The sequence below is a fragment of the Curvibacter delicatus NBRC 14919 genome (assembly GCF_001592265.1).
Lineage (GTDB): Bacteria > Pseudomonadota > Gammaproteobacteria > Burkholderiales > Burkholderiaceae_C > Hylemonella > Hylemonella delicata.
On sequence record NZ_BCWP01000046.1, the window covers coordinates 1 to 22,919 of the forward strand.

The 22,919-nt window shown below is 65.3% G+C and carries 23 protein-coding genes and 1 pseudogene; 5 read left to right on the forward strand and 19 right to left on the reverse strand.

Annotated features, from left to right (window positions below; translation table 11 throughout):
- Positions 1 to 584 (forward strand): annotated as a pseudogene (locus CDE01S_RS18705) (ATP-dependent nuclease); the annotation flags it as partial.
- 56 nt (positions 585 to 640) lie between these two features.
- Here CDE01S_RS18705 and CDE01S_RS16090 read toward each other — a convergent pair.
- From CDE01S_RS16090 to CDE01S_RS16120, 7 genes are all read right to left on the reverse strand, one after another.
- On the reverse strand, positions 641 to 1,003 hold the full coding sequence (locus CDE01S_RS16090; RefSeq protein WP_084382943.1) for a metal-sensing transcriptional repressor: 363 nt from the start codon (positions 1,001 to 1,003) through the stop codon (positions 641 to 643).
- Between the two features lie 11 nt (positions 1,004 to 1,014).
- Complete coding sequence (locus tag CDE01S_RS16095; protein WP_066709896.1) at positions 1,015 to 1,461, reverse strand: OsmC family protein; 447 nt, start codon at positions 1,459 to 1,461, stop codon at positions 1,015 to 1,017.
- 10 nt (positions 1,462 to 1,471) lie between these two features.
- Complete coding sequence (locus CDE01S_RS16100) at positions 1,472 to 1,699, reverse strand: YgaP family membrane protein (RefSeq protein ID WP_066709899.1); 228 nt, start codon at positions 1,697 to 1,699, stop codon at positions 1,472 to 1,474.
- Positions 1,700 to 1,710: 11 nt separating this feature from the next.
- A complete protein-coding gene (locus CDE01S_RS16105; protein WP_066709902.1) occupies positions 1,711 to 5,028 on the reverse strand; it encodes an efflux RND transporter permease subunit in 3,318 nt (1,105 codons plus the stop codon).
- A 7-nt stretch (positions 5,029 to 5,035) separates the two neighbouring features.
- Entirely contained in the window at positions 5,036 to 6,094 is a 1,059-nt protein-coding gene (locus CDE01S_RS16110; protein ID WP_066709907.1) for an efflux RND transporter periplasmic adaptor subunit, read from the reverse strand.
- Positions 6,095 to 6,214: 120 nt separating this feature from the next.
- Positions 6,215 to 6,700, reverse strand: coding sequence for a single-stranded DNA-binding protein (gene ssb / locus CDE01S_RS16115; RefSeq protein ID WP_066709909.1), 486 nt, complete (start codon positions 6,698 to 6,700; stop codon positions 6,215 to 6,217).
- Positions 6,701 to 6,736: 36 nt separating this feature from the next.
- Positions 6,737 to 7,909: an MFS transporter gene (locus CDE01S_RS16120; protein WP_066709953.1), complete on the reverse strand. Its 1,173-nt coding sequence runs from the start codon at positions 7,907 to 7,909 to the stop codon at positions 6,737 to 6,739.
- Between the two features lie 193 nt (positions 7,910 to 8,102).
- On the opposite strand from CDE01S_RS16120, the gene uvrA reads away from it, so the two are divergent.
- Both uvrA and CDE01S_RS16130 read left to right on the forward strand, forming a co-directional pair.
- Positions 8,103 to 11,048, forward strand: a complete 2,946-nt coding sequence (gene uvrA / locus CDE01S_RS16125; protein ID WP_084382944.1) for an excinuclease ABC subunit UvrA — start codon at positions 8,103 to 8,105, stop codon at positions 11,046 to 11,048.
- On the forward strand, positions 11,045 to 11,980 hold the full coding sequence (locus CDE01S_RS16130; protein WP_066709911.1) for an EamA family transporter: 936 nt from the start codon (positions 11,045 to 11,047) through the stop codon (positions 11,978 to 11,980). Before uvrA ends, CDE01S_RS16130 begins: the two co-directional genes overlap by 4 nt.
- 49 nt (positions 11,981 to 12,029) lie before the next feature.
- On the opposite strand, the gene CDE01S_RS16135 is transcribed toward CDE01S_RS16130, so the two are convergent.
- Positions 12,030 to 12,536, reverse strand: a complete 507-nt coding sequence (locus CDE01S_RS16135; protein WP_066709914.1) for a hypothetical protein — start codon at positions 12,534 to 12,536, stop codon at positions 12,030 to 12,032.
- A gap of 106 nt (positions 12,537 to 12,642) precedes the next feature.
- Positions 12,643 to 13,482, reverse strand: coding sequence for an orotidine-5'-phosphate decarboxylase (gene pyrF / locus CDE01S_RS16140; protein ID WP_174525481.1), 840 nt, complete (start codon positions 13,480 to 13,482; stop codon positions 12,643 to 12,645).
- A gap of 33 nt (positions 13,483 to 13,515) precedes the next feature.
- Between pyrF and CDE01S_RS16145 the strand changes: the two genes are divergently transcribed.
- Complete coding sequence (locus tag CDE01S_RS16145) at positions 13,516 to 14,397, forward strand: DMT family transporter (protein ID WP_066709917.1); 882 nt, start codon at positions 13,516 to 13,518, stop codon at positions 14,395 to 14,397.
- Positions 14,398 to 14,456: 59 nt separating this feature from the next.
- On the opposite strand, the gene CDE01S_RS16150 is transcribed toward CDE01S_RS16145, so the two are convergent.
- The 10 genes from CDE01S_RS16150 to CDE01S_RS16195 form a co-directional block, all read right to left on the reverse strand.
- Complete coding sequence (locus tag CDE01S_RS16150) at positions 14,457 to 15,425, reverse strand: PDR/VanB family oxidoreductase (RefSeq protein ID WP_066709921.1); 969 nt, start codon at positions 15,423 to 15,425, stop codon at positions 14,457 to 14,459.
- Positions 15,426 to 15,434: 9 nt separating this feature from the next.
- Complete coding sequence (locus CDE01S_RS16155; protein WP_066709924.1) at positions 15,435 to 16,475, reverse strand: aromatic ring-hydroxylating dioxygenase subunit alpha; 1,041 nt, start codon at positions 16,473 to 16,475, stop codon at positions 15,435 to 15,437.
- A 198-nt stretch (positions 16,476 to 16,673) separates the two neighbouring features.
- Positions 16,674 to 17,177 (reverse strand): MarR family winged helix-turn-helix transcriptional regulator, encoded by a 504-nt coding sequence (locus CDE01S_RS16160; protein WP_066709926.1) that lies wholly within the window; start codon positions 17,175 to 17,177, stop codon positions 16,674 to 16,676.
- Between the two features lie 35 nt (positions 17,178 to 17,212).
- Positions 17,213 to 17,782, reverse strand: coding sequence for an RNA 2',3'-cyclic phosphodiesterase (gene thpR, locus CDE01S_RS16165; RefSeq protein ID WP_066709929.1), 570 nt, complete (start codon positions 17,780 to 17,782; stop codon positions 17,213 to 17,215).
- The gene (locus tag CDE01S_RS16170; protein WP_066709933.1) at positions 17,766 to 18,584 is read right to left on the reverse strand and encodes an alpha/beta fold hydrolase; all 819 of its coding nucleotides are present in this window, start codon (positions 18,582 to 18,584) and stop codon (positions 17,766 to 17,768) included. The genes thpR and CDE01S_RS16170 overlap by 17 nt, the downstream gene beginning before the upstream one ends.
- Positions 18,585 to 18,641: 57 nt before the next feature.
- Complete coding sequence (locus CDE01S_RS16175; protein WP_066709969.1) at positions 18,642 to 19,070, reverse strand: DUF8785 domain-containing protein; 429 nt, start codon at positions 19,068 to 19,070, stop codon at positions 18,642 to 18,644.
- Positions 19,071 to 19,097: 27 nt separating this feature from the next.
- Positions 19,098 to 19,730 carry a uracil-DNA glycosylase gene (locus CDE01S_RS16180; protein WP_439648680.1) on the reverse strand — a complete coding sequence of 211 codons (633 nt, stop codon included), beginning with the start codon at positions 19,728 to 19,730 and terminating at the stop codon, positions 19,098 to 19,100.
- Positions 19,731 to 19,967: 237 nt separating this feature from the next.
- Positions 19,968 to 20,435 (reverse strand): ribosomal protein S18-alanine N-acetyltransferase, encoded by a 468-nt coding sequence (rimI, locus tag CDE01S_RS16185; RefSeq protein WP_066709939.1) that lies wholly within the window; start codon positions 20,433 to 20,435, stop codon positions 19,968 to 19,970.
- 8 nt (positions 20,436 to 20,443) lie between these two features.
- Complete coding sequence (tsaB, locus tag CDE01S_RS16190) at positions 20,444 to 21,157, reverse strand: tRNA (adenosine(37)-N6)-threonylcarbamoyltransferase complex dimerization subunit type 1 TsaB (protein ID WP_066709942.1); 714 nt, start codon at positions 21,155 to 21,157, stop codon at positions 20,444 to 20,446.
- A 6-nt stretch (positions 21,158 to 21,163) separates the two neighbouring features.
- A complete protein-coding gene (locus CDE01S_RS16195; protein ID WP_066709947.1) occupies positions 21,164 to 22,174 on the reverse strand; it encodes a DMT family transporter in 1,011 nt (336 codons plus the stop codon).
- 313 nt (positions 22,175 to 22,487) lie between these two features.
- On the opposite strand from CDE01S_RS16195, the gene CDE01S_RS18880 reads away from it, so the two are divergent.
- On the forward strand, positions 22,488 to 22,919 hold a 432-nt coding region (locus CDE01S_RS18880; protein ID WP_157077166.1), incomplete at its 3' end, for a hypothetical protein.

A 22,919-nucleotide genomic window follows, 5' to 3' on the forward strand; every position in this document is an offset into this window, starting at 1 on the left:
CCCTAAGCGCCATTACTGGCCTTGAAATTGACATCTATGTTGAGGACGATGTTGCAAAAGCGATCCTCTTGGCAGCACTTCCTGCGTCCGTTCGCGCGCGAGCTACTTTCACGGTTATTGGCTCTGCCACTGCTTTGGCAAGGCAGTTAGCCGCACTGTACATCCGCGGCGAGAAGAAACCGGTACTAGCGGTGTTCGACGGTGACCAATCCGTCAAAGAAAATGACAATCTCGACCATGCGCGAAGGATGGCTGAAAAAGTCAAACCTGACTTTGATGAATGGTTCAAAGCTCATGCCGTATATCTTCCGGGCGATACTTGGCCGGAAGCATGGCTACTTCAGAAGGCAACGGAAGCAACTAACTCGCTTGCTGATCTGCTCGGCACAGAACCTAATGACCTAGCTGAGTTTATTGAGTACGGATTGCAGGCCGGCAAACATAATGAGTTTCATGAGGTAGCGAAGCATCTCGGTCTTGAACAGCCCCAGTGCTTGCAAATGTTCACCGTTGCTATCGCACAGCAATGCACCGCCGCGTTTATCCCCATCAATAAACGAGTTGAAACAATCCTTGCCGATTAGGACCTTTAGCAAATGACCGCATCCAGCGCGATGGATAGCAAAAAGCTAAACCCTGCTCACCCCATCCGCGCCAGCAACGTTTCCATGTCCTTCATCATGGCCGACAGGTCGGCCTTTTGCTCCTCGCCCGGGGCCAGGCGCTGCTCCAGTTCCTGCTCCATGAAGCACACCGTCATGCGCAGGTAGGTGCTGTCCAGCGCCTTGCGCACGGCGCTGAACTGCTGGCCGATCTTCAGGCAGGGCTCGCCATCTTCGATCATGCGCTGGATGCCGCGCAACTGGCCTTCGGCGCGGCGCAGGCGGTTGAGGATTTCAGTGCGCGAATCGCTGTCGGTCAGCACCGTGGGCTTGCAGGCCTCGTCACCCGCGGCTGGCGCGGCGGCCTTGGTGGGGGCTTTCACTTTGGCTTCAGCAGACATGGCCGTTTCCTTCACTTGAGTTGCTGGCCTTCAGCGTCGCGCACCGTGACGCGCACGGGCACACCCTGGCTGACGCTGCTGGCGACGGTGCAGAAGTCTTCGAACTGGGTCAGCACACGGTCCAGGTGTTCCAGCTTGGCGGCAGAAACCCCCAGCGTCAGCACCACGTCCAGCCCCAGCACACGCAGCCGGTTCTGCGCATTGCGGCCGATCTCGGCCGTCACCTCGCATTGAATAGGCTCCGGTGCCTGCTTGAACTTGCGCAGCGCAAACAGCAGCGAATCCGACAGGCAGTTGCCCACCGCGGCGGCCAACAGTTGTACCGGGGTCGGGCCCTTGCCCTGGCCCAGCGGCGGATGTTCGTCACCCAGCAGCTTCGACACGTCGGCGCCGAAGTCGATCTCGAACTGGAAGTCCTGCTGCTGGCGCAGCAGCACGCGCGGCTTGCTCTCGCTCATGGCTGCGTCCTTACTTGGTCTTGCAGACGTCGCCGCCTTCCGGCACACCTAGTTTCTTGAACAGGAAGGCCGGCGGGCAGAAGCCGGTGAAGCCGGACTGGAACAGGTTGAAGCCGGCGAAGGCGGTGACGGCCAGGAACCACTTGCTAACGAAGATCGGGCTGCCTTCGACGCCGAGGGCCAGCGTCAGCATGACAACAAAACCGGCCATGATGCGGATGTAGCGTTCAACAGTCATTTCAAAACTCCTTAGGTTGCGGTGGGGGAAACAGAGGGCAGGGACAAGCCGTCTTGCGGCTCGTAGCGCTTGCGATAGAACGAGTAATACAGCACCGGGATTACCACCAGCGTCAGCATGGTGGACACCAGGATGCCGAAGATCAGCGAGATGGCCAGGCCGTTGAAGATCGGGTCGTCCAGGATGAAGAAGGCACCGATCATGGCGGCCAGGCCGGTCAGCGCAATCGGCTGCGCGCGCACGGCGGCCGACTGCATCACGGCGTCCTTGAAGGCCATGCCCTGCTTGACCTGCAGCTCGATGAAGTCCACCAGCAGGATGGAGTTGCGCACGATGATGCCGGCCAGCGCGATCATGCCGATCATCGAGGTGGCGGTGAACTGCGCGCCCAGCAGCGCATGGCCCGGCATGACGCCGATGATGGTGAGCGGAATCGGCGCCATGATGACCAGCGGCGTGGTGTAGGAGCGGAACTGCGCCACCACCAGCAGGTAAATCAGGATCAGGCCGACGCCATAGGCGGCGCCCATGTCGCGGAAGGTCTCGTAGGTGATCTGCCATTCGCCGTCCCACTTGATGGCGTACTGGCGGAAGGTGTCGGCCGGCTGGCGGATCCAGTACTCGCCCAGTTCACCGGTGCCCGGCAGCGCGGCGGCATCCAGCTTGGGACGGATGGCAAACAGGCCGTACAGCGGCGAATCGAGTTTGCCGGCCATGTCGCCGAAGACATAACTCACGTTCGCCAGGTCCTTGGTGAAGAGCGGCTTGTCGATGACGCCGCGCTCCACCCGCACCAGTTCCGACAGCGGCACCAGTTGACCATTGGCCGCGCGCATGGGCAATGCCAGCACGGCGTCCAGCCCCACCTGCAATTCGCGCGGCAACTGCAGGCGTACCGGCACCGGGTACTTGGACTGGGCGTCGTGCAGGTAGGCCGCGTCGGCACCCGACAGGGCGGCCGAGACCGTCTGCGCCACGGCAGCCACTGGAATGCCGAGCGACTCGGCGCGCTGGCGGCGCACACGCAGGTAGGCCCGCGGCGCATCAATTTTCAGCGAGGTGTCGATGCCGACGATGTCAGCAGTTTCGCCGAAGGCCTTGGCAATGCGCAGGGCCAGTTGCTGGCGGCCGGCTTCATCGGGGCCGTAGACCTCGGCCACCAGCGGGCTCATCACCGGCGGGCCGGGCGGCACTTCGACCACCTTGATGCGCGCACCGTGTTGTTTGCCGATCTCTTCCAGCGCCGGGCGCAGGCGCTGGGCGATCACGTGGCTCTTGTCATCGCGGTGGTGCTTGTCGACCAGGTTCACTTGCAAGTCGCCCTGCTCGGCCTCGGCGCGCAGGTAGTACTGGCGCACCAGGCCGTTGAAGGTGATGGGCGAGGCCGTGCCGGCATAACCCTGCAGGTCCAGCACTTCAGGTTGCTGCGCCAGGAAAGCGCCCAGCTCGTGCAGGGTGGCGGCGGTGTCCTCCAGCGGCGTGCCGGCCGGCATTTCCACCACCACCTGGAACTCGCTCTTGTTGTCAAAGGGCAGCATCTTGAGCACCACCCACTGCACCACGGTCAGGCCGACCGACAGCAGCAGTGCCGCCATGATGCCGGCCAGTAACTGCCAGCGCTTGCGCGCGCTGGCCAGGAACGGCGTCAGCAGGCGGGTGAAGAGGTGTTGCAGCTTGGGGCCCAGACCACCCGCCGCCGCTTCGTGGCCGTGCGATGCGTCGTGCGGCTTCATCAGTTTCAGTGCCAGCCAGGGTGTGACGGTGAAGGCAATCGCCAGCGAGATCGCCATGCCGAGGCTGGAGTTGATCGGGATCGGGCTCATGTAGGGGCCCATCAGGCCGCTCACGAAAGCCATGGGCAGCAGCGCAGCAATCACCGTCAGCGTGGCCAGGATGGTGGGGCCACCCACCTCGTCCACCGCACGCGGGATGATGTCGCGCAGCGAATCGCCGGGTGTGAGCTGCTGGTGGCGGTGGATGTTCTCCACCACCACGATGGCGTCGTCCACCAGGATGCCGATGGAGAAGATCAGCGCAAACAGTGAGACGCGGTTGAGCGTGAAGCCCCAGGCCCAGGAAGCAAACAGCGTGGCTGTCAGCGTCAGGATCACGGCGGCACCGACGATCACCGCCTCGCGCCGGCCGAGCGCGAAGCCCACCAGCAAAATCACCGAGCCGGTGGCAAAGGCCAGTTTCTGGATCAGCTTGTTGGCTTTTTCTGCGGCCGTTTCACCGTAGTTGCGCGTGATGCTGCTTTCGATGTTGGCCGGGATCACCGTGTTCTTCAACGCGGCCACGGCCGCGTTGGCGGCGCGTGCCACGTCGACCGCGTTCTCACCCGGTTTCTTGGTCACGGTCAGCGTGATGGCGGGGTACACCTGGCCGGCTGCGGCCTCGCTCTGCTGCGCCGCCTTGTCCGCCGCCATGGCGGCGCCCGGCGTGAACCAGACGTAACGCTGCGGCTGCCGCGCACCAGCTTCGATGCGCGCCACTTCACGCAGGTAGACCGGCGCACCGCGGTTCACACCGACCACCACATCGCCCACATCCTGCGCCGAGCGCAGGAACTCGCCCGCTTCCACCGTCAGCATCTGCGGTGCCTGCGACTGGGTATCAAGCACACCACCCGCGGGCATGCCGAAGTTGGCCGCCGCCAGCGTCTGCTTCAGGCTCAGCACATCGATGCCTCGCTCCCGCAGGCGCGTCGGGTCCAGCCAGACGTGGACCGCCTGGCCCGGGCCACCGATGGTCTGCACCTCGCGCGTGCCGGGCACGCGCTTGAGTTCGGTTTCCACCTCGTGTGCCACGCGTTCCAGTTCGTTGGCCGGCAGCGCCTCGCGGCTCCACAAGGTCACGGCCAGCACCGGCACGTCGTCAATGCCCTTCGGTTTCACGATCGGCGTCAGCGTGCCGAGGTCGCGCGGCAGCCAGTCCTGGTTGGCATTGAGCACGTCGTACAGGCGCACCAGCGCCTCGGTGCGTGGCACGCCGACCTTGAACTGCACCGTCAGCACGGCCAAACCGGGCCGGGCCACCGAATAGGTGTGCTCGATGCCGGCGATCTGGCTGAGCGCCGCTTCGGCCGGGCGCGCCACCATGTTCTGCACGTCGGTGCTACTGGCCCCAGGGAAGGGGATCAGCACATTGGCCATGGTGACATTGATCTGCGGCTCTTCCTCGCGCGGCGTCACCAGCACGGCGAACAGGCCCAGCAGCAAAGCGACCAGGGCCAGCAGCGGCGTGATGGCGTTGGCCTGGAAGGCCGCCGCGATGCGGCCGGAAACGCCCAGCCGTTCGGCCAGCCCCGTGGTGTGTTCGGTGTCTTTCATCGCAACCTCAACGTTGGGCGGCAACCGCGCCCGCCAGACCGGCCTTGATCGAATCAACGGCCACGCGGTCACCGGCTTTCAGGCCGGCCACGATTTCGATGCCGTCGGCACCGTGGTCGGCCCCCAGGCGCACGGCGCGCAACACGAAGCCCTTGTCGGCCGCCACATAAACAGCGGTCAGTTCACCGCGACGCAGCACGGCTGCCGCCGGCACCACCATGCGATTAGCCTGACCGCCGACAAAACGCACCCGCACCTGCTGGCCCGGCAACAGGTTCTGCGTGACCTTGGGCGAGAGCTCCAGGCGCCACTCCACCGTCTGCGACACCGGGTCCGCCGAGGGCATGGCGCTGCGCGCCACCGGGGTCACCCACTCGCTGCCCAACTGCACTTCAATCTGGCTGGCCTGACTGGTGGCATCGGCGCGGGAGGCCGGCACCTGCACCACGGCCCGCAAGGGCTGGGGCGCATACACCGTGACGATCGGTTTGCCCGGCACCGCCAGGTCGCCGGCTTCGACGTGGATCTGCAGCACCCAGCCGTCGTACGGCGCGGTGACGCGGGTGTAACCCTGCGACAGCGCCGACTGGCGCGCGCCGGCGCTGGCCTGCTCGCGCCCGGCCTGGGCGCCCTTGAACTGGGTTTCTGCCATGTCGAGCGCCGCCTTGCTGACGAAGCCCTTGGCCTGCAGCTCCTTGGTGCGCTCATAGTTGGCCTGGGCGTTGCGCAATTCGGCTTCGGACTGCGCCACTTGGGCCTGGCTGCGCTGCACACCGACGGCGGTCTCGCGGTCGTCGATGGTGGCCAGCAGTTGGCCGGCCTTGACGCGGTCACCCATCGTCACCAGCCGCGTCACCAGCCGGCCGGAGGTCTGGGCCGACACCACGCTCTGCTTGACGGGCTGGATCACGCCGTCGATCTCGAACCCGGTCGACACGGCGCGCGCCTGGATCTGCACCGTGGGCACCTGCACCGCGCCTTGCGCCCCGGCGGCGGACACGGCAAAGATGGCCAGCCACGGCAACAGGCGGCGCGTCAGTCCAACGGAAAAGCAAGATGAATCCATGGCAATCTCCATATACTGGCCGGAGTATACATAAATACCCCCCATAGTACAAGCGCAGGCCACAAAAAAGCCCCATCAGCCGTGCGGCTGCGGGGCTTGGACGTCCAGGCAACGAAGCGGTCAGAACGGGATGTCGTCGTCCATGTCGTCGAAGCCGCTGGAAGCACGGGCCGGCGCCTGGCGCGGTGCCGGGGCACTGGGTGCCGAGCGCGGCGCCGGCGCGGCGCGGCGCGGTGCGCCGCCCTCGTCGTCAGACGGGCTGCCCATGCCTTCACGCTTGCCCAGCAACTGCATTTCGGTGGCGATGATGTCGGTGGCGTTCTTCTCGATGCCGTCCTTGTCGGTGTACTTGCGGTAGGTCAGACGGCCTTCGATGTAAATGGGGGTGCCCTTCTTGACGTACTCGCCCACGATCTCAGCCAGGCGCTCAAAGAAGGTGACACGGTGCCACTGCGTTTCTTCGACGAACTCGCCGGAGTTGCGGTCCTTGCGACGGCTGGTGGTGGCGATGCTCACATTGGCCACGGCGCCGCCCGAGGGCAGGTAACGGATTTCGGGGTCGCGGCCGCAATTGCCGACCAGAATGACTTTGTTGACGGATGCCATGGGGTTTTCTCCAAACTATGGGGCAGATTATGGCGCCTAGCCAGCCGTTCGGGACGGCGCTTTCATCGGCCAGGCCACCAGCAGCCACAGCACCATGCCGATGGTGCAGGCGACGAACAGGCCGTGCACGCCGGTAGCCTTGACCAGCCAGCCGCCCACGGCGCCACCGGCAAAGAAGCCGAGCGACTGCAAGGTGTTGTAAACCCCCAGCGCGGCGCCACGGGCATGCGGCGGCGCAATGCGCGAGGCCAGGCTGGGCTGACTGGCCTCCAGCACGTTGAAGCCGCAGAAGAAGATGAACAGCAGCACCGCCAGCACGCTGATGCTCGGCGCTTCGGCGCTCCACAGCAGGCCCAGCTGCACCAGGACGACCAGGCCGATGGCGGCCAGGAAGACGGCGCGCAGGTAACCACGCTTTTCCAGCGGGAACAGGGTGGCGCCCATGACAACAAAAGAGGCCAGCACCGCCGGCAGGTAAACCTCCCAGTGGTCGGCCTTGGGCAGGCCGGCCTGCACCAGCAGGGCCGGAATGGCGACCCACATGGCCAGTTGCACCGCATGCAGGATGAAAACACCGACATCCAGCCGCAGCAGGCCGGCGTGCGTCAACACCTCGGACAGGCGGCCACGCGGCATGTCCTTGTGCTGGTGCGGCTCCGGCGGCACCAGCCAGATCACCACCGCCGCGCCGGCGAGCGCCAGCGCGGCGGTGAGGAAAAACAGGCCAGACAGGCCGATCCAGCTCACCAGCAGCGGCGCCAACAGCAGTGACAGGGCGAACATCAGGCCGATGCTGGCGCCCACCAACGCCATCGCCTTGGTGCGTACTTCGTCACGGGTCTGGTCGGCCAGCAGCGCCGTCACGGCGGCCGAGATGGCACCGGCGCCCTGCAGCGAACGGCCGAGGGTCAGGCCGGTCAGCGTATCGGCCAGGGCGGCCACCAGACTGCCGACGGCAAACAGCAGCAGGCCGGCAACGATGACGCGCTTGCGCCCGAGCCGGTCCGACGCCATGCCGAAGGGCAGCTGCAGAATCCCCTGGGTCAGGCCGTAGATGCCCATGGCCAGCCCGACCCGGGCCGGATCGTCCCCGCCGGGATAACGCGCCGCTTCCAGCGCGAACACCGGCAGCACCAGGAACAGGCCCAGCATGCGCAGGGCAAAAATGGACGCCAGCGACAGGCTGGCGCGCCGCTCCAACGGGGTCATGGTGCCCGGTTCACGGGCAGTCTGGTGGGAAGACATGGAAGAAGACACTGAAGGCAATTCGGCACACAGGCAGCCGTCGCGGACGGCGGGCACAAAAGCGTCGATTGTCTCCGATCCGCACAAAAGCAGCCGGCAAGGTGCGGGAAACCCCGTCTATCTCTATCATGGAGGGTTTTGTTGAAGACGCAACGCTTTGAACTCCACCCCTGACGGCCTCCGCCCCCTGTCCGCACCTGTCGATGAAGGCCAGGGCCGCTATCTGGCCCATGCCCTGCAGCAGCAGGCCATCCACATCCGCGGCGCGCGCACGCACAACCTCAAGGGCATCGACCTCGACATCCCGCGCAACAGCCTAGTGGTGATCACCGGCCTGTCGGGCTCGGGCAAGTCGAGCCTGGCCTTCGACACCCTGTACGCCGAAGGGCAGCGCCGTTACGTGGAAAGCCTCTCGACCTACGCGCGCCAGTTCCTGCAGCTGATGGACAAGCCGGACGTGGACCTGATCGAGGGCCTCTCGCCGGCCATCAGCATCGAGCAGAAGGCCACCAGCCACAACCCGCGCTCCACGGTCGGCACCGTGACCGAGATCCACGATTACCTGCGTCTGCTGTTCGCCCGTGCCGGCACCCCCTACTGCCCCGAGCACAACTTACCGCTGCAGGCGCAGACCGTGAGCCAGATGGTGGACGCCACCCTGGCCCTGCCGGTCGACACCCGGCTCATGATCCTGGCACCGCTGGCGCGCGAGAAAAAGGGCGAGTTCAGCGAGGTGTTCGAGGACATGCAGGCGCAAGGCTATGTGCGCTTTCGCGTCGACGGCGTGGCCTGCAACTTCGACGAACTGCCGACGCTGAAAAAGACCGAGAAGCACGACATCGACGTCGTGATCGACCGCCTCAAGGTGCGCGGTGGCGACGATGCAGAGGCCGCCGCACTGCGCCAACGGCTGGCCGAAAGCTTCGAGGCCGCACTGCGCCTGGCCAACGGCCGCGCCATTGCGCTGGAGATGGACACGAACACCGAACACCTGTTCAACGCCAAGTTCGCCTGCCCGCTGTGCCACTACTCGATCAGCGAGCTGGAGCCGCGCCTGTTCTCCTTCAACTCGCCGCAGGGTGCCTGCCCAAGCTGCGACGGCATCGGCCAGCAGGAGGTGTTCGACCCGGCGCGTGTGGTGGCCTTTCCCTCCCTGAGCCTGGCCAGCGGCGCCATCAAGGGGTGGGATCGGCGCAACGCCTATTACTTCGCCATGCTGGAAAGCCTGGCCAAACACTACAAGTTCGACCTCGACGACCCGTTCGAGTCGCTGCCGGCCCAAGTGCAACAGGTAGTGCTGTACGGCTCGGGTGAAGAAGAGATCAAGTTCAGCTACGTGATGGACTCCGGTGCCTCGCAGGGCAAGAAGGTCAGCAAGAAGCATGTCTTCGAGGGCATCATCCCGAACATCCAGCGGCGCTACCGCGAGACCGATTCGGCCCTGGTGCGCGAGGACCTGGCACGCCTGCGCGGCACCCAGCCCTGCCCGGCCTGCGCCGGCACGCGGCTGCGCACCGAAGCGCGCCATGTGAAGGTGGGTGAGGGCGAACAGTCGCGCGCCATTTTTGAAGTGAGCCACCTGACGCTGCGCGAGTGCTTCGCCTATTTCGACACGCTGCAGCTGCAAGGCGCCAAGGCCGAGATTGCCGACAAGGTGGTGCGCGAGATCCGCCTGCGGCTGAAATTCCTGAACGACGTCGGCCTGAACTACCTGAGCCTGGACCGCAGTGCCGAAACGCTGTCGGGCGGCGAGGCGCAACGCATCCGGCTGGCCAGCCAGATCGGCTCGGGCCTGACCGGCGTGATGTACGTGCTTGACGAGCCCAGCATCGGCCTGCACCAGCGCGACAACGACCGCCTGATCGGCACCCTGCAGCACCTGCGCGACATCGGCAACAGCGTGCTGGTGGTCGAGCACGACGAGGACATGATGCGCGCGGCCGACCACCTGATCGACATGGGCCCCGGCGCCGGCGTGCATGGCGGGCGCGTGGTGGCGCAGGGCACTTACGACGAGGTCAAGGCCAACCCGGACTCGCTCACCGGCCGCTATCTCGCCCACACCCTGAAGATCGCGGTGCCGACAGAACGCCATGCCCCGGGTGAAGACAAGCTGCAGATCATCGGCGCCAGCGGCCACAACCTGAAGCACGTGAGCGTCGACATCCCGGTCGGCCTGTTCACCTGCGTCACCGGCGTCTCCGGTTCCGGCAAGTCGACGCTGGTGAACGACACGCTGTACGCCGCGGTGGCGCGCCAGCTCTACCGCGCGCACGACGAGCCGGCACCGGTGCAGGAGATCGAAGGCATCGAGCATTTCGACAAGGTCATCAACGTCGACCAGTCGCCGATCGGCCGCACGCCGCGCTCGAACCCGGCGACCTACACCGGCCTGTTCACCGCCATCCGCGAGCTGATGGCCGAGGTACCGATGGCACGCGAACGCGGCTACGGCCCGGGGCGCTTTTCCTTCAACGTCGCTGGCGGCCGCTGCGAAGCCTGCCAGGGCGATGGCATGGTGAAGGTGGAGATGCACTTCCTGCCCGACGTTTATGTGCCGTGTGACGTCTGCCACGGCGCGCGTTACAACCGCGAGACGCTGGAGGTGCTCTACAAGGGCAAGAACATCGCCCAGGTGCTGGACCTCACGGTGGAAGCCGCCTACGCCTTCTTCAACGCCGTGCCGACGATTGCACGCAAGCTGCAGACGCTGCTGGACGTCGGCCTCTCCTACGTCAAGCTGGGCCAGTCGGCCACCACGCTCTCCGGTGGCGAGGCGCAGCGTGTCAAGCTGGCGCTGGAACTGTCCAAGCGCGACACGGGGCGCACGCTCTACATCCTGGACGAACCGACCACCGGCCTGCACTTCGCCGACATCGACCTGCTGCTCAAGGTACTGCACCAGCTGCGTGACGCCGGCAACACCATCGTGGTGATCGAGCACAACCTGGACGTGATCAAGACCGCCGACTGGCTGATCGACATGGGTCCGGAAGGCGGCGCCGGCGGCGGCACCGTGGTGGGCACCGGCACGCCGGAGGCCATCGCGGCCAACCCGGCCAGCCACACCGGGCGCTACCTCAAACCCCTGCTCGCCGCATGACGGCCCGGCACTTCTTGGCGCGCGACTACGCGGCGGCGCTGGGCGTGATCGTCATCTGGGGCCTGAACTTCGTCGCCATGAAGTTCGCGCTGCACGACTTCACCCCGTTCCAGCTCGGCGCCGCACGTTACGTGGTGGCCGTGCTGCCGCTGGTGTTTTTCATCCGGGCGCCGCAGCTGCACTGGAAGTGGGTGCTGCTGTACGGCCTGTGCCAGGGTGTCGGCCAGTTCGGTTTTCTGTTCCTGGCGCTGCAGGTCGGCATGACGGCCGCACTGGCCTCGGTGCTGATGCAGACGCATGTGTTCTTCACCGCGCTGTTCAGCTTTTTCCTGTTGCACGAGCGCCTGAGCCGCCCGCTGGTGGGGGGCCTGACGTTTGCCGCCCTGGGCCTGGCCTGCTTCGGCATGAATTTTGTCGTTGGCACCGCCGGCCTCACCACGGTGAGCGGTCTGCTGCTCAACCTGTGCGCCGCCGCCATGTGGGCCGCCTCCAACATCGTGGCGCGCAAGGCGCAGCAGGCCAGCCCGCACTATGAGCCGCTGCAGTTCCTGGTGTGGAGCAGCCTGGTGCCGGTGCTGCCCTTCCTGCTGCTGAGCGTCCTGTTCGACCCCAGCGCTGCCGAGCCCGCGCTGCGCTGGACCAGCAGCGCCAAATGGCTCAGCGTGCCCTGGACCTCCTGGCTGGCGGTGGCTTACCTGGGCTGGATCGCCACCATCTGGGCCTATGCGATGTGGACCGGCCTGCTCAAGCGCCACCCGGCCAACCGCGTGGCGCCGTTCAGCCTGGGAGTGCCGGTGGTGGGCCTGAGCGCCGGCATGCTGGCACTGGGCGAAACCATCGCCCCCTGGCAGTGGGCCGGCATCGCGCTGGTGGCGTTGGCACTGGCCTGCGTCATGTTTGGCGACCGGATTCTGGCAAAAATCGGACGCTAGGCCTTATTGATATTGCGCCAACAGCTATTTAATTGATAGCAAATCTGATTCAGCGCCCCAGATCCTGGATGGCATCGACCACCATGCTGGTGCCCACCGCGATCAGCAGGATGTCGGACGCCACGCGCACGTACTTGTAGCCAGCCGGAGGCATGCCCAGGCGGATCTGGATGCCGGGCTCGATCGGGTAATAGACCACGTCACCCGGCAAGGGGCGGCCGAAGGCCCATTGCCTAGCCTGCCCCGGCGGCAGGCAGCCGTTGTTCTTTTTCGCCAGGCCGGGCGGGCAGTTGCCAGTGCGGTATTGCTGGCGGTAGTAGTCGTGCGCCGCTGTGCGCTGGGCATCACCGAAGTAGCCGCCGATGCGGATCTCCACCGAACCACCCTGGCGGACCGGGTAGCCGTCGCGGCGTTCTTCGCGCGGCTCGTCCCGGTGTTTGTTCTTGCCCGGCGGGCCGGCCCAGTCCGGCTTCTCGGCCAGCACCGTGCCCCCCAGAGACATCAGCGTGGCAGCCACCACGCCCAAATGCACCCAACGCTGTTTTTGCTTTTGCATGTATCGCTCCTGCCAGCATCCACTTGCTGGTCCAGGGAGCAACTGTAGCCACCGGAGCGCCGTTTGCATGGCCCCTTTGCAAGCTGTTACATCAGCCGGGGCGCCCTCAGGCTTTGGCGGCTTCCAGCAGATCGCGCGTCTTGAGCGCTTCACGCCGCGCCGCCGCGGCGAAGTCCTCGCCGGCCGATGCGTAGAGCACGGCACGCGACGAGTTCACAACGATCGGGGCCGTCGTCTCACCTGCTGCGGCGCGCCAGCCGGCCTTCACCGTGGCCACGGCATCGCCGCCCTGCGCACCAACGCCGGGGATCAGCAGCGGCACCGCGGGTGCCACGGCACGCACGCGCTCGATCTCGGCCGGGTAGGTGGCGCCGACCACCAGACCGAGCTGGCCGTTGAGGTTCCACGGCCCCTGCGCCAGCGCGGCAATGTGTTCGTACAGGCGCGGCTGGCCCGGCAGGTCCGCCAGGTGCTGGTTCTGGAAATCGTCACCGCCCGGGTTGGAGGTGCGGCACAGCAGGAAAGCGCCCTTGCCTTCGTATTTCAGGTAAGGCATCACCGAGTCGAAGCCCATGAAGGGCGAGAGCGTCACCGCATCGGCGCCATAGCGCTCGAAGGCCTCGCGCGCATACTGCTCGGCCGTGCTGCCGATGTCGCCGCGCTTGGCGTCCAGGATGATGGGCACCTGCGGCGCGGCGCGGCGCATGTGGGCGATCAGCTTTTCCAGCTGGTCTTCGGCGCGGTGCGCGGCGAAGTAGGCGATCTGCGGCTTGAAGGCGATCACCAGGTCGGCCGTGGCGTCGACAATGGCAGCGCAGAAGTCGTAGATCTTGCGGCTGTCGCCCTTGAGGCCGGCGGGGAACTTGGCCGGCTCGGGGTCCAGCCCCACGCACAGCAGGGAGCCGTTTTGGCGCTCGGCGGCGCGCAGCATGTCGAGGAAGGTCATGCCCTGATTGTAAGAAACCCGCACAATCCAGCCATGCACTCTCTTTCACGCCAGCAACTTCTTGCCCTCGTCTGCATCACCTGTGTCTGGGGCCTGAACTGGCCCATCATGAAAATCGGCGTCACCGACCACCCGCCACTGACCTTTCGTGTCATCTCCATGTGGCTCGGTCTGCCGGTGCTGGCGCTCGGGCTCATGGCCATGAAGGCACCGTTTCGCATTGCGCGGGCGCATTGGCGCGAGCTGGCCTGGCTGACCCTGTTCAACATGCTCATCTGGCATACGCTCATGATCATCGCCGTCAAGTCCCTGACCAGTGGGCGGGCCGCCATCCTCGGCTACAGCATGCCGATCTTTTCAGCCCTGCTGGGCGCCCTGCTGTTCGGCCACCGCCTCACGCTGCGCGGCTGGGGTGGCGTGGCGGCCGCAGCGCTGGGCGTGTGCCTTCTGTTGTGGCATGAGATCTCCAATCTCGCGGGCAAACCGGTCGGTGTGCTGCTTGCATTGGTCTCCGCCCTGGCCTGGGCCCTGGGCACCCAACTGATGCGCCGCACCACGCTGACGGTGCCGACCGTGACCATCACCTTCTGGATGACGCTGATGACCACGCTGGCCATGACGGTGCTGGCGTTCTGGTTTGAAGGACCGCAATGGAAAACGCCGTCGGCTGCCACCTGGGGCGCCATCGCCTACAACGCGGTGCTGATCTTCGGCCTGGTGCAGGCCCTGTGGCTGTCGCTGGCGCGGCACCTGACGCCGGTGGCGTCCACCTTGAGCGTGATGCTGATCCCGGTGATCGGCGTCTTCAGCGGCGCGCTCTGGCTGGGCGAGGTGCTGCACTGGCAGGACTACGCCGCTGTCGGGCTGATGATGCTGGCAATTGCTTCCGTACTGCTGCCGGCTCGCGCCCGCTGAATGAAAAAACCCGGCACCCTATGACAAGGTTCGCCGGGTTGTGTCGGTCGTCCTGACGCTCAGAGGTCCAGCACCAGCTGCGGCGTCTTCGAGCGCGAACAGCAGGGCAGGAACTGGTCGTTCGCCGCCTGCTCCTCGGGCGTGAGGTAGCTGTCCTTGTGGTCGGGCACGCCTTCGAGCACGCGCGTCAGGCAGGTGCCGCACACACCCTGCTCGCAGGACATCATGATCTCGACACCGGCTTCCGCCAGCGCCTGCGTCACGGTCTTGTCCTTCGGCACCATGACGATGCGGCCGGAGCTGGCCAACTTGATCTCGAAGCTGGCATCGCTGTCGGACTTTTCCACCGTCGCGCCGAAGAACTCATAGTGGAGCTGCTCTTCCGGCCAGCCTTTCTCGCGCGCCGTGTTCAGCACCGCGTCCATGAAGCCCTTGGGGCCGCAGACATAGAGATGGGTGCCCGCTTCGGGCTTGACCAGCAACTGGGCCAGATCAAGCTTCTGCGCGGCGGCGCCGTCGTCGAAATGGAACGCCACCTTGTCGGCGAAACCCGACTTGGCAATGCGCTCGCGGAACGCGGTGCGCTCCGGTGAACGCGTCGCGTAATGCAACTCGAAATCGGCGCCGGTGTTGGCCAGGCGCTCGGCCATGCACAGGATGGGCGTGATGCCGATGCCGCCGCCCAGCAACAGGCTCTTCTTCGCGTCGTGCGCCAGCGGGAAGTGGTTCTTCGGCGTGCTGATCTGCAGCACGTCGCCCTCCTTCACCAGGTCGTGCACCGCTTTTGAACCGCCGCGCGAAGCCGGGTCGCGCAGCACGCCGATCAGGTAGCGGTGGGTTTCCTGCGGGTCGTTGCACAGCGAGTACTGGCGTGTGATCCCGCCGGGCAGCTGCACATCGACGTGCGCGCCGGCGCCGAACGCCGGCAGCGCGCTGCCGTCGGTCGCCACCAGCTCCAGCGTCACAATGTCCTGCGCTTCCACCGCCTTGCGGGCGACACGCACCGAGAGTGTTGAGGCACTGCTCATGTTGATTCCTTAGGCCTTGGCCTGGGCTTGTTCCTCGGCCACCAGGCGGTCGATGATCTTGCGCGACTGCACGCCACCGGCGTCGATGTTGAGCATCAGCAGGGCGCGGTCCGGGTAGTCGAGCAGGTTGCGCTGCTGTTTCTCCAGCATCTCCAGGTCTTCACCGAAGATCTTGCCCTGGCCTTCACGGATGGTGGCGGTGAGCGCCTTGTCCTTCGGGTTGAACTTGCGCGCCATGCCCCAGAAGTAGTGGATCGAGGTCTCGGTCTCGGGCGTGATGAAGTCGATCACCCTGCTGTAGACCTTCTTGTCGTTCGGCGCATCGTAGCCACCATGGCCTTCCAGTGCGACACCGACCTCGATAATGACGTGGCTCGGCGGCGTGAAGCGGCAGATCTGCCAGCGGTCCACGGTGACATCGTCCGGCAGGTTGTTGCTGCGCAGGGCGGCCTTCCAGAAGGGCGGCGGCGTGATGCCAGTCATGTAGCGTGCCGTAACCACCTCGTCGCCATTCACCGTGGTCTTGCACGGCGTTTCGTCGATCTCCTTCTGGCCGATGGACGTGCTGTGCACATAGGTCTCGTGCGTCAGGTCCATCAGGTTGTCGATCATCAGGCGGTAATCGCAGTTGATGTGGTACAGGCCGCCGCCATACGCCCACTCGGGGTTGTCGTACCACTCCATGTGCGGGATCTTGCTGTCGTCGGCCTGGGCGGCATCGCCCGGCCAGACCCAGATGAAGCCGTAGCGCTCGACCACCGGGTAGCTCTTGATGGCCGGGAAACCGCGCACGCGCTGGCCCGGCATGGCCACGGTCTTGCCGTCGCAGCCCATCTCCAGGCCATGGTAGCCGCAGACCAGCTTGCCTTCGCAGACGTAGCCGAGCGACAGCGGTGCACCGCGATGCGGGCAGAAGTCTTCCACGGCAGCCACCTTGTTCTCCTCGCCGCGGTAGAACACGATGCGCTCATTGCAGATGGTGCGGCCCAGCGGCTTCTCGTCGATCTCGCTGGGGGTGGCGGCAACGTACCAGGTATTTTTCGGGAACATAAGACGGCCTCGTTGGGTTAAAGATAGTCGGATGGAATCGGGATACCAGTCTGGAAACTCAATCCAGGGCGGAAACCATTGATTCCGTATACTGAATGTGATTCATTGTACTGAATGAAGATTTGCAGCAACAGCCCTGAAACTAGGTGAAAACCCTTAAATCCTTGGCTTTCCGACCGGCGGCGGATGGGGTGTGCGTCAGGCCCGGGTCTTGCCCCGGACCCGGGCGGTGCGGGCCTCGTGGTCTTCCGGCCGGTTCTGGCTGTCGTGCAGGTGCACAAACTTGCGCAGCAGTCGCATGAATTCCTTCTGCTCGACCGGCTCCAGGCTGCTCATCATGCCGCGGTACATGACGTCCACGCCCGGGCGCAACTCCAGCAGCACTTCCTCGCCCGCCGGGGTGAGCGACAGCCGGCGCTGACGGCGCGGCAGCACCTCGCGCAGGATCCAGCCCTTGCTCTCCAGCCGGGCCGCAATGTCGGCGGTGGTTGAAGTGTCGAGCGCAATCAGTTGCGCCAGCGTCACCTGGTCGATGCCGGGTGTCTCGTGCAGCGTGCGCAGGATGGCGTACTGGATCGGCGTCACATGCCGGCCATGCACCTCATGGAACTTGGACACCGCGATCTGCTGCGCACGGCGGATCAGGTGTCCTGGCTCGTCATACAGCTCGATGGAAAGCGGGTTGTCGGCAGTCGTGCTCATGGTCGGAAATAAGGGGCAGAGACGCACATTGTGCTTCAAGGCCGCAGCGCATCGGCCGTATCCGGCGCCCCGTACTGCTGCAGCATGCGGTAACGCTGGCCGTCCGGCTCCGTGCCACCGGTCGACGCCATCAGCGCATAACCCTGCACCCACCAACCCCAGGCCGGCCACAGCGCTGGTGGCCGCGCCGTTTGCGCCCGCCGCGCCAGCGTCAGGTGGGGCCGGTAGGGCCGCTCGTCGGTGCGCAGATCCAGTTGATGCAGACGACGCGCCAGCTGGTCGTGCAGTTGTTGCAATGCCGCCGGCACGGCCATCGGCAACAACACCGCCAGGCCGTGCGGCCACAGCGCCGGCTGGCCGAAGCGCAGCTCAAACGGCGTCAAGGGCACCGCCAGCCCGGCGCGCAGTTCATCGAGGCGCGCATGCGGCACGGCGCCAATGAAGTGCAGCGTCACGTGCCAGTCGGCGGGGGCATAGCGGGCGGCATCCTCGTTCCAATGCCAGGCCTTGGCGTGTTCAGCCAGCGCGGCCTGCACGGCCCGGCCCGGGCAGAGGGCCAGGAACAGGCGGGCGGAATCACGTGGCGCGTCAGGGCTGGACGACATCGTTCGCCACACCGTGTTCGATCCAGGCTTTCATCGCACGCACGGTGGCTTCCTCAACACCGATGAAACCATGCTGGGTGTACGGCTGGCAGGCCGGACCGCGGCCGGCGTTGCCGGATTTCACCGTGATCAGTGGCGCACCGGTCTTCTGCGCCAGCCGCTGCGCCTCGGCATAGGGCGTCAGGCGGCAGGGGTCGTCGACGTGGTGGACCCACAGCATGGGGAGGCCGTAACGATCGAAGTCCAGCTCGCTCAGACCCTGGACATTTGAACTGGAGAGGAACACCGAATTGGTGAAGATGACCTTGGTGTCCGGGCGCGGCACGGCACGCGCCGCGTAATAGGCCGACACGCTGCCTTCGCTGGTGCCCACCACCGCCAGCGGCATGAGCCCATACTGCTGCCGGATGACACCGACCAGCTCGCGGATGTCCTCGGCATAACGTTCGCTGGCGCGGAATACCCCGGAAAAACCATTCCACTCATCGGACGGCGCATCGACCGAGAACACCACCGTCTCGCGGTCCAGCCAGTACTGGCGGCTGCGCAGCAGGAAGTTGCCCTTGAGTCCATAGTCATCCACCGAACGCAGCTTCATGATGCCGGGGTAACCCGGCATCAACAGAATGGCGCGCCGAAAGGCATCGTGTTCGCGCCAGTGCGTCACCAGGGCCGAGATGCTGCGTCCCGGCAGGCTGGCAGTGATGACGGATTCGCTTACATCATCGGCCGCCCGGGCCGGCAAGCCTGCCAGTGCCGCCAGCAGCCAGAACGCAACCAGGAAAAAACGCGCTGCTTTCACAGTCTCTCCTTTGAATGGCATGCGTCGAACCGTGCAGGTCTTCTCCTGCACACCGGCTCAGCGCGGCGTCTGCAACTCGCCTTGCGACGTGTTGGGTGCCAAGGGCGCCAGAGGCGCCGGCGTCTCCAGCACCTCACGCACGTCACCGATGAAATACTCGGTTTCCGCAAAACACGAGGTCGGCACGAACTTGTGCTGGTCGTAATGCAGCACCACACGCTTGCCGGCCAGTGCGTTGATCTTCTGCGCCACGCTCTCCTCGCGCACACTGAACTCGAACTTCTCGGGAATGGCGCCCGGCATCGTCACCATGGCAATCTCACCCTCCCAGGTCTTGCACAGCCAGCCCTTGCGGGACAGCTTCTGCACGTAGCCGGCGCGCTCGCCCTCGGCATAGCTCCAGTTCAGCGTCAGCCAGGTCCAGGCAGCGGCCAGGCCAAGCAGGATGATCAGACCGATGACAAGGGAACGCAGGAATTGGGGCATGGCGGTCATCTTCTCACGCAACGGTATTTACGGCGCTGGCACACGTTTCGCGACATCAAGTGCCAGGCACAGGTCGGCCCAGGCACGGGCCTTGTCCTGCGGCGTGCGCAGCAGGTAGGCCGGGTGGTAGCTCACGATCACCGGCACGCCGTTGTACTGGTGCACCTGGCCGCGCAGCTTGCCCAACGGGATGGTGGCGATGTCCGGCACCGTGGCCTGCAGCAGCGACTGCGCGGCAAAGCGGCCCAGCGCCAGGATGATCTGCGGCTGCAGCAGTTCGACCTGGCGGCGCAGGTAGGGCTCGCACTTCGCCACTTCCTCCGGTTGCGGGTTGCGGTTGGCCGGCGGGCGGCACTTGAGCACATTGGCAATGTAGACACCCTGCGCGCCGCTGGCGCCGCGGTTCAGGCCGACGGCCTTGAGCATGTTGTCGAGCAGCTGGCCGGCCTGGCCGACAAAAGGCTCGCCCTGCAGGTCTTCGTTCTCGCCCGGCGCCTCGCCCACCACCAGCCAGCGCGCCTGGGTGTCGCCGACGCCGAACACGGTGTTCTTGCGGCTCTTGCACAAGCCACAGGCCTGGCAGCCGGCCACCGCCTGCTGCAGCGCCGGCCAGTCCATGGCGGCGATGTCGGCCGGCAGGGCCGAGGCGACAGTCGGCACGGGCGCTGCAGTTTGTGAATCGAATCGAGTCTCTGGCCTCGTCGTTGTTGCGCGAGGCGCTACAGTTTCAGGAGCATGTTGGCGCGTTGGCGCGGCGGCCTCATGCGTTGGACCGGCAGGGGCATCGTCCATGCTGGACGGGTGCAGCGGGCTCCAGACCCGCACACCCATTTCTTCCAGCATCGCGCGCTGCCGCGCATCCAATTCCAAGCTCATGGCGCCATTGTCCCTGATCGTTCACAGGTGCAGGCTCATGACCACCGCGTCTTCGCGCTGGCCGTGCTCGGCAGGGTAATAACGTTTGCGCAGGCCGACGCGGCGGTAACCATGGTTTTCGTAGACACCAATCGCACGGGCGTTGCTGACACGCACTTCCAGCCACAGCCAGTCGGCGCCCTGGCCGCGTGCCCAGATCGCCAGCGCATCAAGCATGACACGCGCCCAGCCCTGGCGCTGGTACGCCGGCGCCACCGTGATGTTGAGCAGGTGCACCTCGTCCACGCCCTTCATGGCCACGAAGTAACCCAGCAGCGCGTCGCCGGCCATGAGCAGCTGGCCTTGGTAGCCCGACGCGATGGCATCGCTGAAGTTGCCGCGCGTCCACGGGTGCGGGTAGGCCTGCTGCTCGATGTGCAGCACCGCGTCCAGCCGCTCGGCGGTGAGCGGCTCGAAGCGGGCTTCAGCAGGCTGGAGGACGGCACTCATGGCGAAGTTCAGTGGGCGGCCGCCTTTTCTGCCGCACGCTCCTCGGTGGTTTTCGCCACTTTATCGCGGATGTAGCGCGGCAGGGCCTGTTCGGCCGGCACGGCGTGGCCGGCCGCCAACAAGGCCGGGGCCAGGCGCAGCATGGCCGCTGCCGTGGGCAGGGCCTGCCAGCGCGGCAGATCAAGGGACACCGGCAGGCGTTCGCCGTATTCGGCAAACACATTGCCGGCCAGCGCCGTGCTGTCCTGCAGCATCAGCTGTTCCGGCTTGAACAGCGCGTAGTCCTCACGCTGCTGCCACACGCCGCCCGCGTAGGCGTAGTGCGCTGCGTACAGTTCGTCCATGCGCGCGTCAAGCAGGGCCAGCACGCGCAAGGCGGTTTGCTGCGGTGCGTACTGCTGGCGCGCCTCTTCGGCCACGGCCAGCAGCGTGTCTACCGGCAGCAGCGGCACGCCGGCACCGAAGCCCAGCCCCTGCGCCACCGCGCAAGCGGTTCGCAGGCCGGTGAAGGAGCCCGGCCCCTGGCCGAAGGCGATGGCGTCGAGTTCCTCATAGTGCAGCTCGGCGTCGGCCATCAGCCCTTCGATGGTCGGAATCAAGGCGCTGGAGGCTTGTGCCCCGCCCGCGCCGGTGTGCTGCCAGGTACGTGCCACGCCGTCCACGGTGCGCGTGACCGCGATGGAGATCAGTTCGGTGCTGGTATCGAAGGCAAGCAGTTTCATAAAAAATCAGGCCTTGGCGCCCGTGGAATTTGCGCCAGGCGCTTCTGTTTTGATAGCAACCGTCTTGCGCACGCCGAACAGGATGCCCACCGTCACCAGCACCAGGCCGGCCATCAGGTTCCAGTACAGCGGTTCGCCCAGGAAGATCACCGCGCCCAGCGCCGACAGGCCCGGCACCAGCGCCGTGATCATGGTCGAGCGCACCGGGCCGAAGTGCTGGATCATCTTGGTGAAGGTCACACCCGAGATCACCACGGAGCCGACGCCCTGGAACAGCACCTGGAACAGCACCTCGCCCAGTGGCGCCGTCAGCAGATGGCTCTGGAGCACGCCCAGCGCCAGCAGCAGGGCATAAGACGGCACGTAGCTGAACAACGCGAACACGGTGATGGCGGCGGTGGCGCGCACCGCGTCCAGCGCATGGCGGCGTGCCAGCACGCTGTAGGCCGCCCAACACATGGCCGCGGCCATGAACAGCAGGTCGCCCTTCCAGACCTCGCCGCCCTCAAAGGCCTTGAGCAGGCTGGCACCGCCCACCAGCAGATCGCCGGCGACGATGCAGGTCAGCCCGATGGCGCGTGCCGGCGTGATGCGGTCGCGCAGCACGAGTGCCGCCAGCAGGGTGGTCCACAACGGCAGGCTGCCGGGCAACAACACCGAGGCATGCACCGCCGGCGCATAAAAGAAACCGCTGTAGGCCAGCGTCGCGTAACCAAGGCCGCCGAACAGGCCACAGGCCACCGTCACACGCAGTGCCAGCGGCGACAGGCCGAAGAACGAAGCGGCCCCGCCGCCGGGCTGGCCCGGAATGGCGCGGTCGCGCCGCACCAGCCAGGCACCCAGCGGCGCCAGCACCAGGCTGGCACCGACGATGCGCGCCAGCGCGATGTCAAACGGCGTGAGCGAGCCCTTGGCCGAAGCACGGGCGATGACGATGAAAGCGGTCCAGATGGTGACAGTGATCACGGCCGCCACCAAGCCGACCGTGCGTGGGGACCAGCGCTTGAGGAAATGCATGGCCTGATTATCGGTGGCCGGCGTTAGACTGTCCGCACCATGCCCACATTGACCCCAGGCGCGGGCAAGTCAAGCAATCGACCAACAACTATGACTTTATTGGCCGAATTTTGGGGCGCAGTGAGGGTACGGGAGGTGTGATTCCACCGGGCAGCAGCGTTCTTGAGGAGGGACTTAGAACGATGGGGGGCAAAGCAACAGTGCATAACTGCTATGGACAGGGGAATCCAAGCTGCAATAAACGCTTTGGTGATGACTATGTTGCACCGCCCTTGCTACCCGTTTTGCCCTCTAACATCGGAGGTAAAACACCATGAATCGCTTTTTTACTTTTTTTACGCTGCTGGGCTTGAGTGGTTGTATTTCGAACATTGACAGGGTAGCCCCAATGGAGTGGACATACTACTCAGGCGATAACGCAAGTGAAGCTGAAATCAGGATGGCCCTACTGGAATGCGGCTCCAATGTTCCGGGTGACTCACGTGAGTTCTACAGACCTGACGGGAAAGGATTTCTCATGCCACAACAGAGGCTAAACGAAATCATTCTGATAGAAAAATGTATGCAAAATGCAGGTTTTTCTTACAGTGGGGACAAAGAAACCTGCAAACGCTGGAAAGACCTACCTGCGTGCAAACCAGATGCTGTGACTCCCAAGCGCAGCGTGATGAACCGGCTCAATAGCCCCTACTGCAAGCTCATCCCAAGAGACAAAATCTGTCAGCCTGACTACGTCCCTTCTGCA

Bases quoted from the DNA above. Each gene is read 5' to 3' on its own strand.
- CDE01S_RS16175 (WP_066709969.1), bottom strand. From the start codon at position 19,070: ATGCCCCAATTCCTGCGTTCCCTTGTCATCGGTCTGATCATCCTGCTT.
- CDE01S_RS16160 (WP_066709926.1), bottom strand. From the start codon at position 17,177: ATGAGCACGACTGCCGACAACCCGCTTTCCATCGAGCTGTATGACGAG.
- CDE01S_RS16100 (WP_066709899.1), bottom strand. From the start codon at position 1,699: ATGACTGTTGAACGCTACATCCGCATCATGGCCGGTTTTGTTGTCATG.
- pyrF (WP_174525481.1), bottom strand. From the start codon at position 13,482: ATGACCTTCCTCGACATGCTGCGCGCCGCCGAGCGCCAAAACGGCTCC.
- rimI (WP_066709939.1), bottom strand. From the start codon at position 20,435: ATGAGTGCCGTCCTCCAGCCTGCTGAAGCCCGCTTCGAGCCGCTCACC.
- tsaB (WP_066709942.1), bottom strand. From the start codon at position 21,157: ATGAAACTGCTTGCCTTCGATACCAGCACCGAACTGATCTCCATCGCG.
- CDE01S_RS16130 (WP_066709911.1), top strand. From the start codon at position 11,045: ATGACGGCCCGGCACTTCTTGGCGCGCGACTACGCGGCGGCGCTGGGC.
- thpR (WP_066709929.1), bottom strand. From the start codon at position 17,782: ATGTCGTCCAGCCCTGACGCGCCACGTGATTCCGCCCGCCTGTTCCTG.
- ssb (WP_066709909.1), bottom strand. From the start codon at position 6,700: ATGGCATCCGTCAACAAAGTCATTCTGGTCGGCAATTGCGGCCGCGAC.
- CDE01S_RS16120 (WP_066709953.1), bottom strand. From the start codon at position 7,909: ATGACCCCGTTGGAGCGGCGCGCCAGCCTGTCGCTGGCGTCCATTTTT.
- CDE01S_RS16095 (WP_066709896.1), bottom strand. From the start codon at position 1,461: ATGAGCGAGAGCAAGCCGCGCGTGCTGCTGCGCCAGCAGCAGGACTTC.
- CDE01S_RS16135 (WP_066709914.1), bottom strand. From the start codon at position 12,536: ATGCAAAAGCAAAAACAGCGTTGGGTGCATTTGGGCGTGGTGGCTGCC.
- CDE01S_RS16155 (WP_066709924.1), bottom strand. From the start codon at position 16,475: ATGTTCCCGAAAAATACCTGGTACGTTGCCGCCACCCCCAGCGAGATC.
- CDE01S_RS16110 (WP_066709907.1), bottom strand. From the start codon at position 6,094: ATGGATTCATCTTGCTTTTCCGTTGGACTGACGCGCCGCCTGTTGCCG.
- CDE01S_RS16145 (WP_066709917.1), top strand. From the start codon at position 13,516: ATGCACTCTCTTTCACGCCAGCAACTTCTTGCCCTCGTCTGCATCACC.
- CDE01S_RS16090 (WP_084382943.1), bottom strand. From the start codon at position 1,003: ATGTCTGCTGAAGCCAAAGTGAAAGCCCCCACCAAGGCCGCCGCGCCA.
- CDE01S_RS16150 (WP_066709921.1), bottom strand. From the start codon at position 15,425: ATGAGCAGTGCCTCAACACTCTCGGTGCGTGTCGCCCGCAAGGCGGTG.
- CDE01S_RS16195 (WP_066709947.1), bottom strand. From the start codon at position 22,174: ATGCATTTCCTCAAGCGCTGGTCCCCACGCACGGTCGGCTTGGTGGCG.
- CDE01S_RS16105 (WP_066709902.1), bottom strand. From the start codon at position 5,028: ATGAAAGACACCGAACACACCACGGGGCTGGCCGAACGGCTGGGCGTT.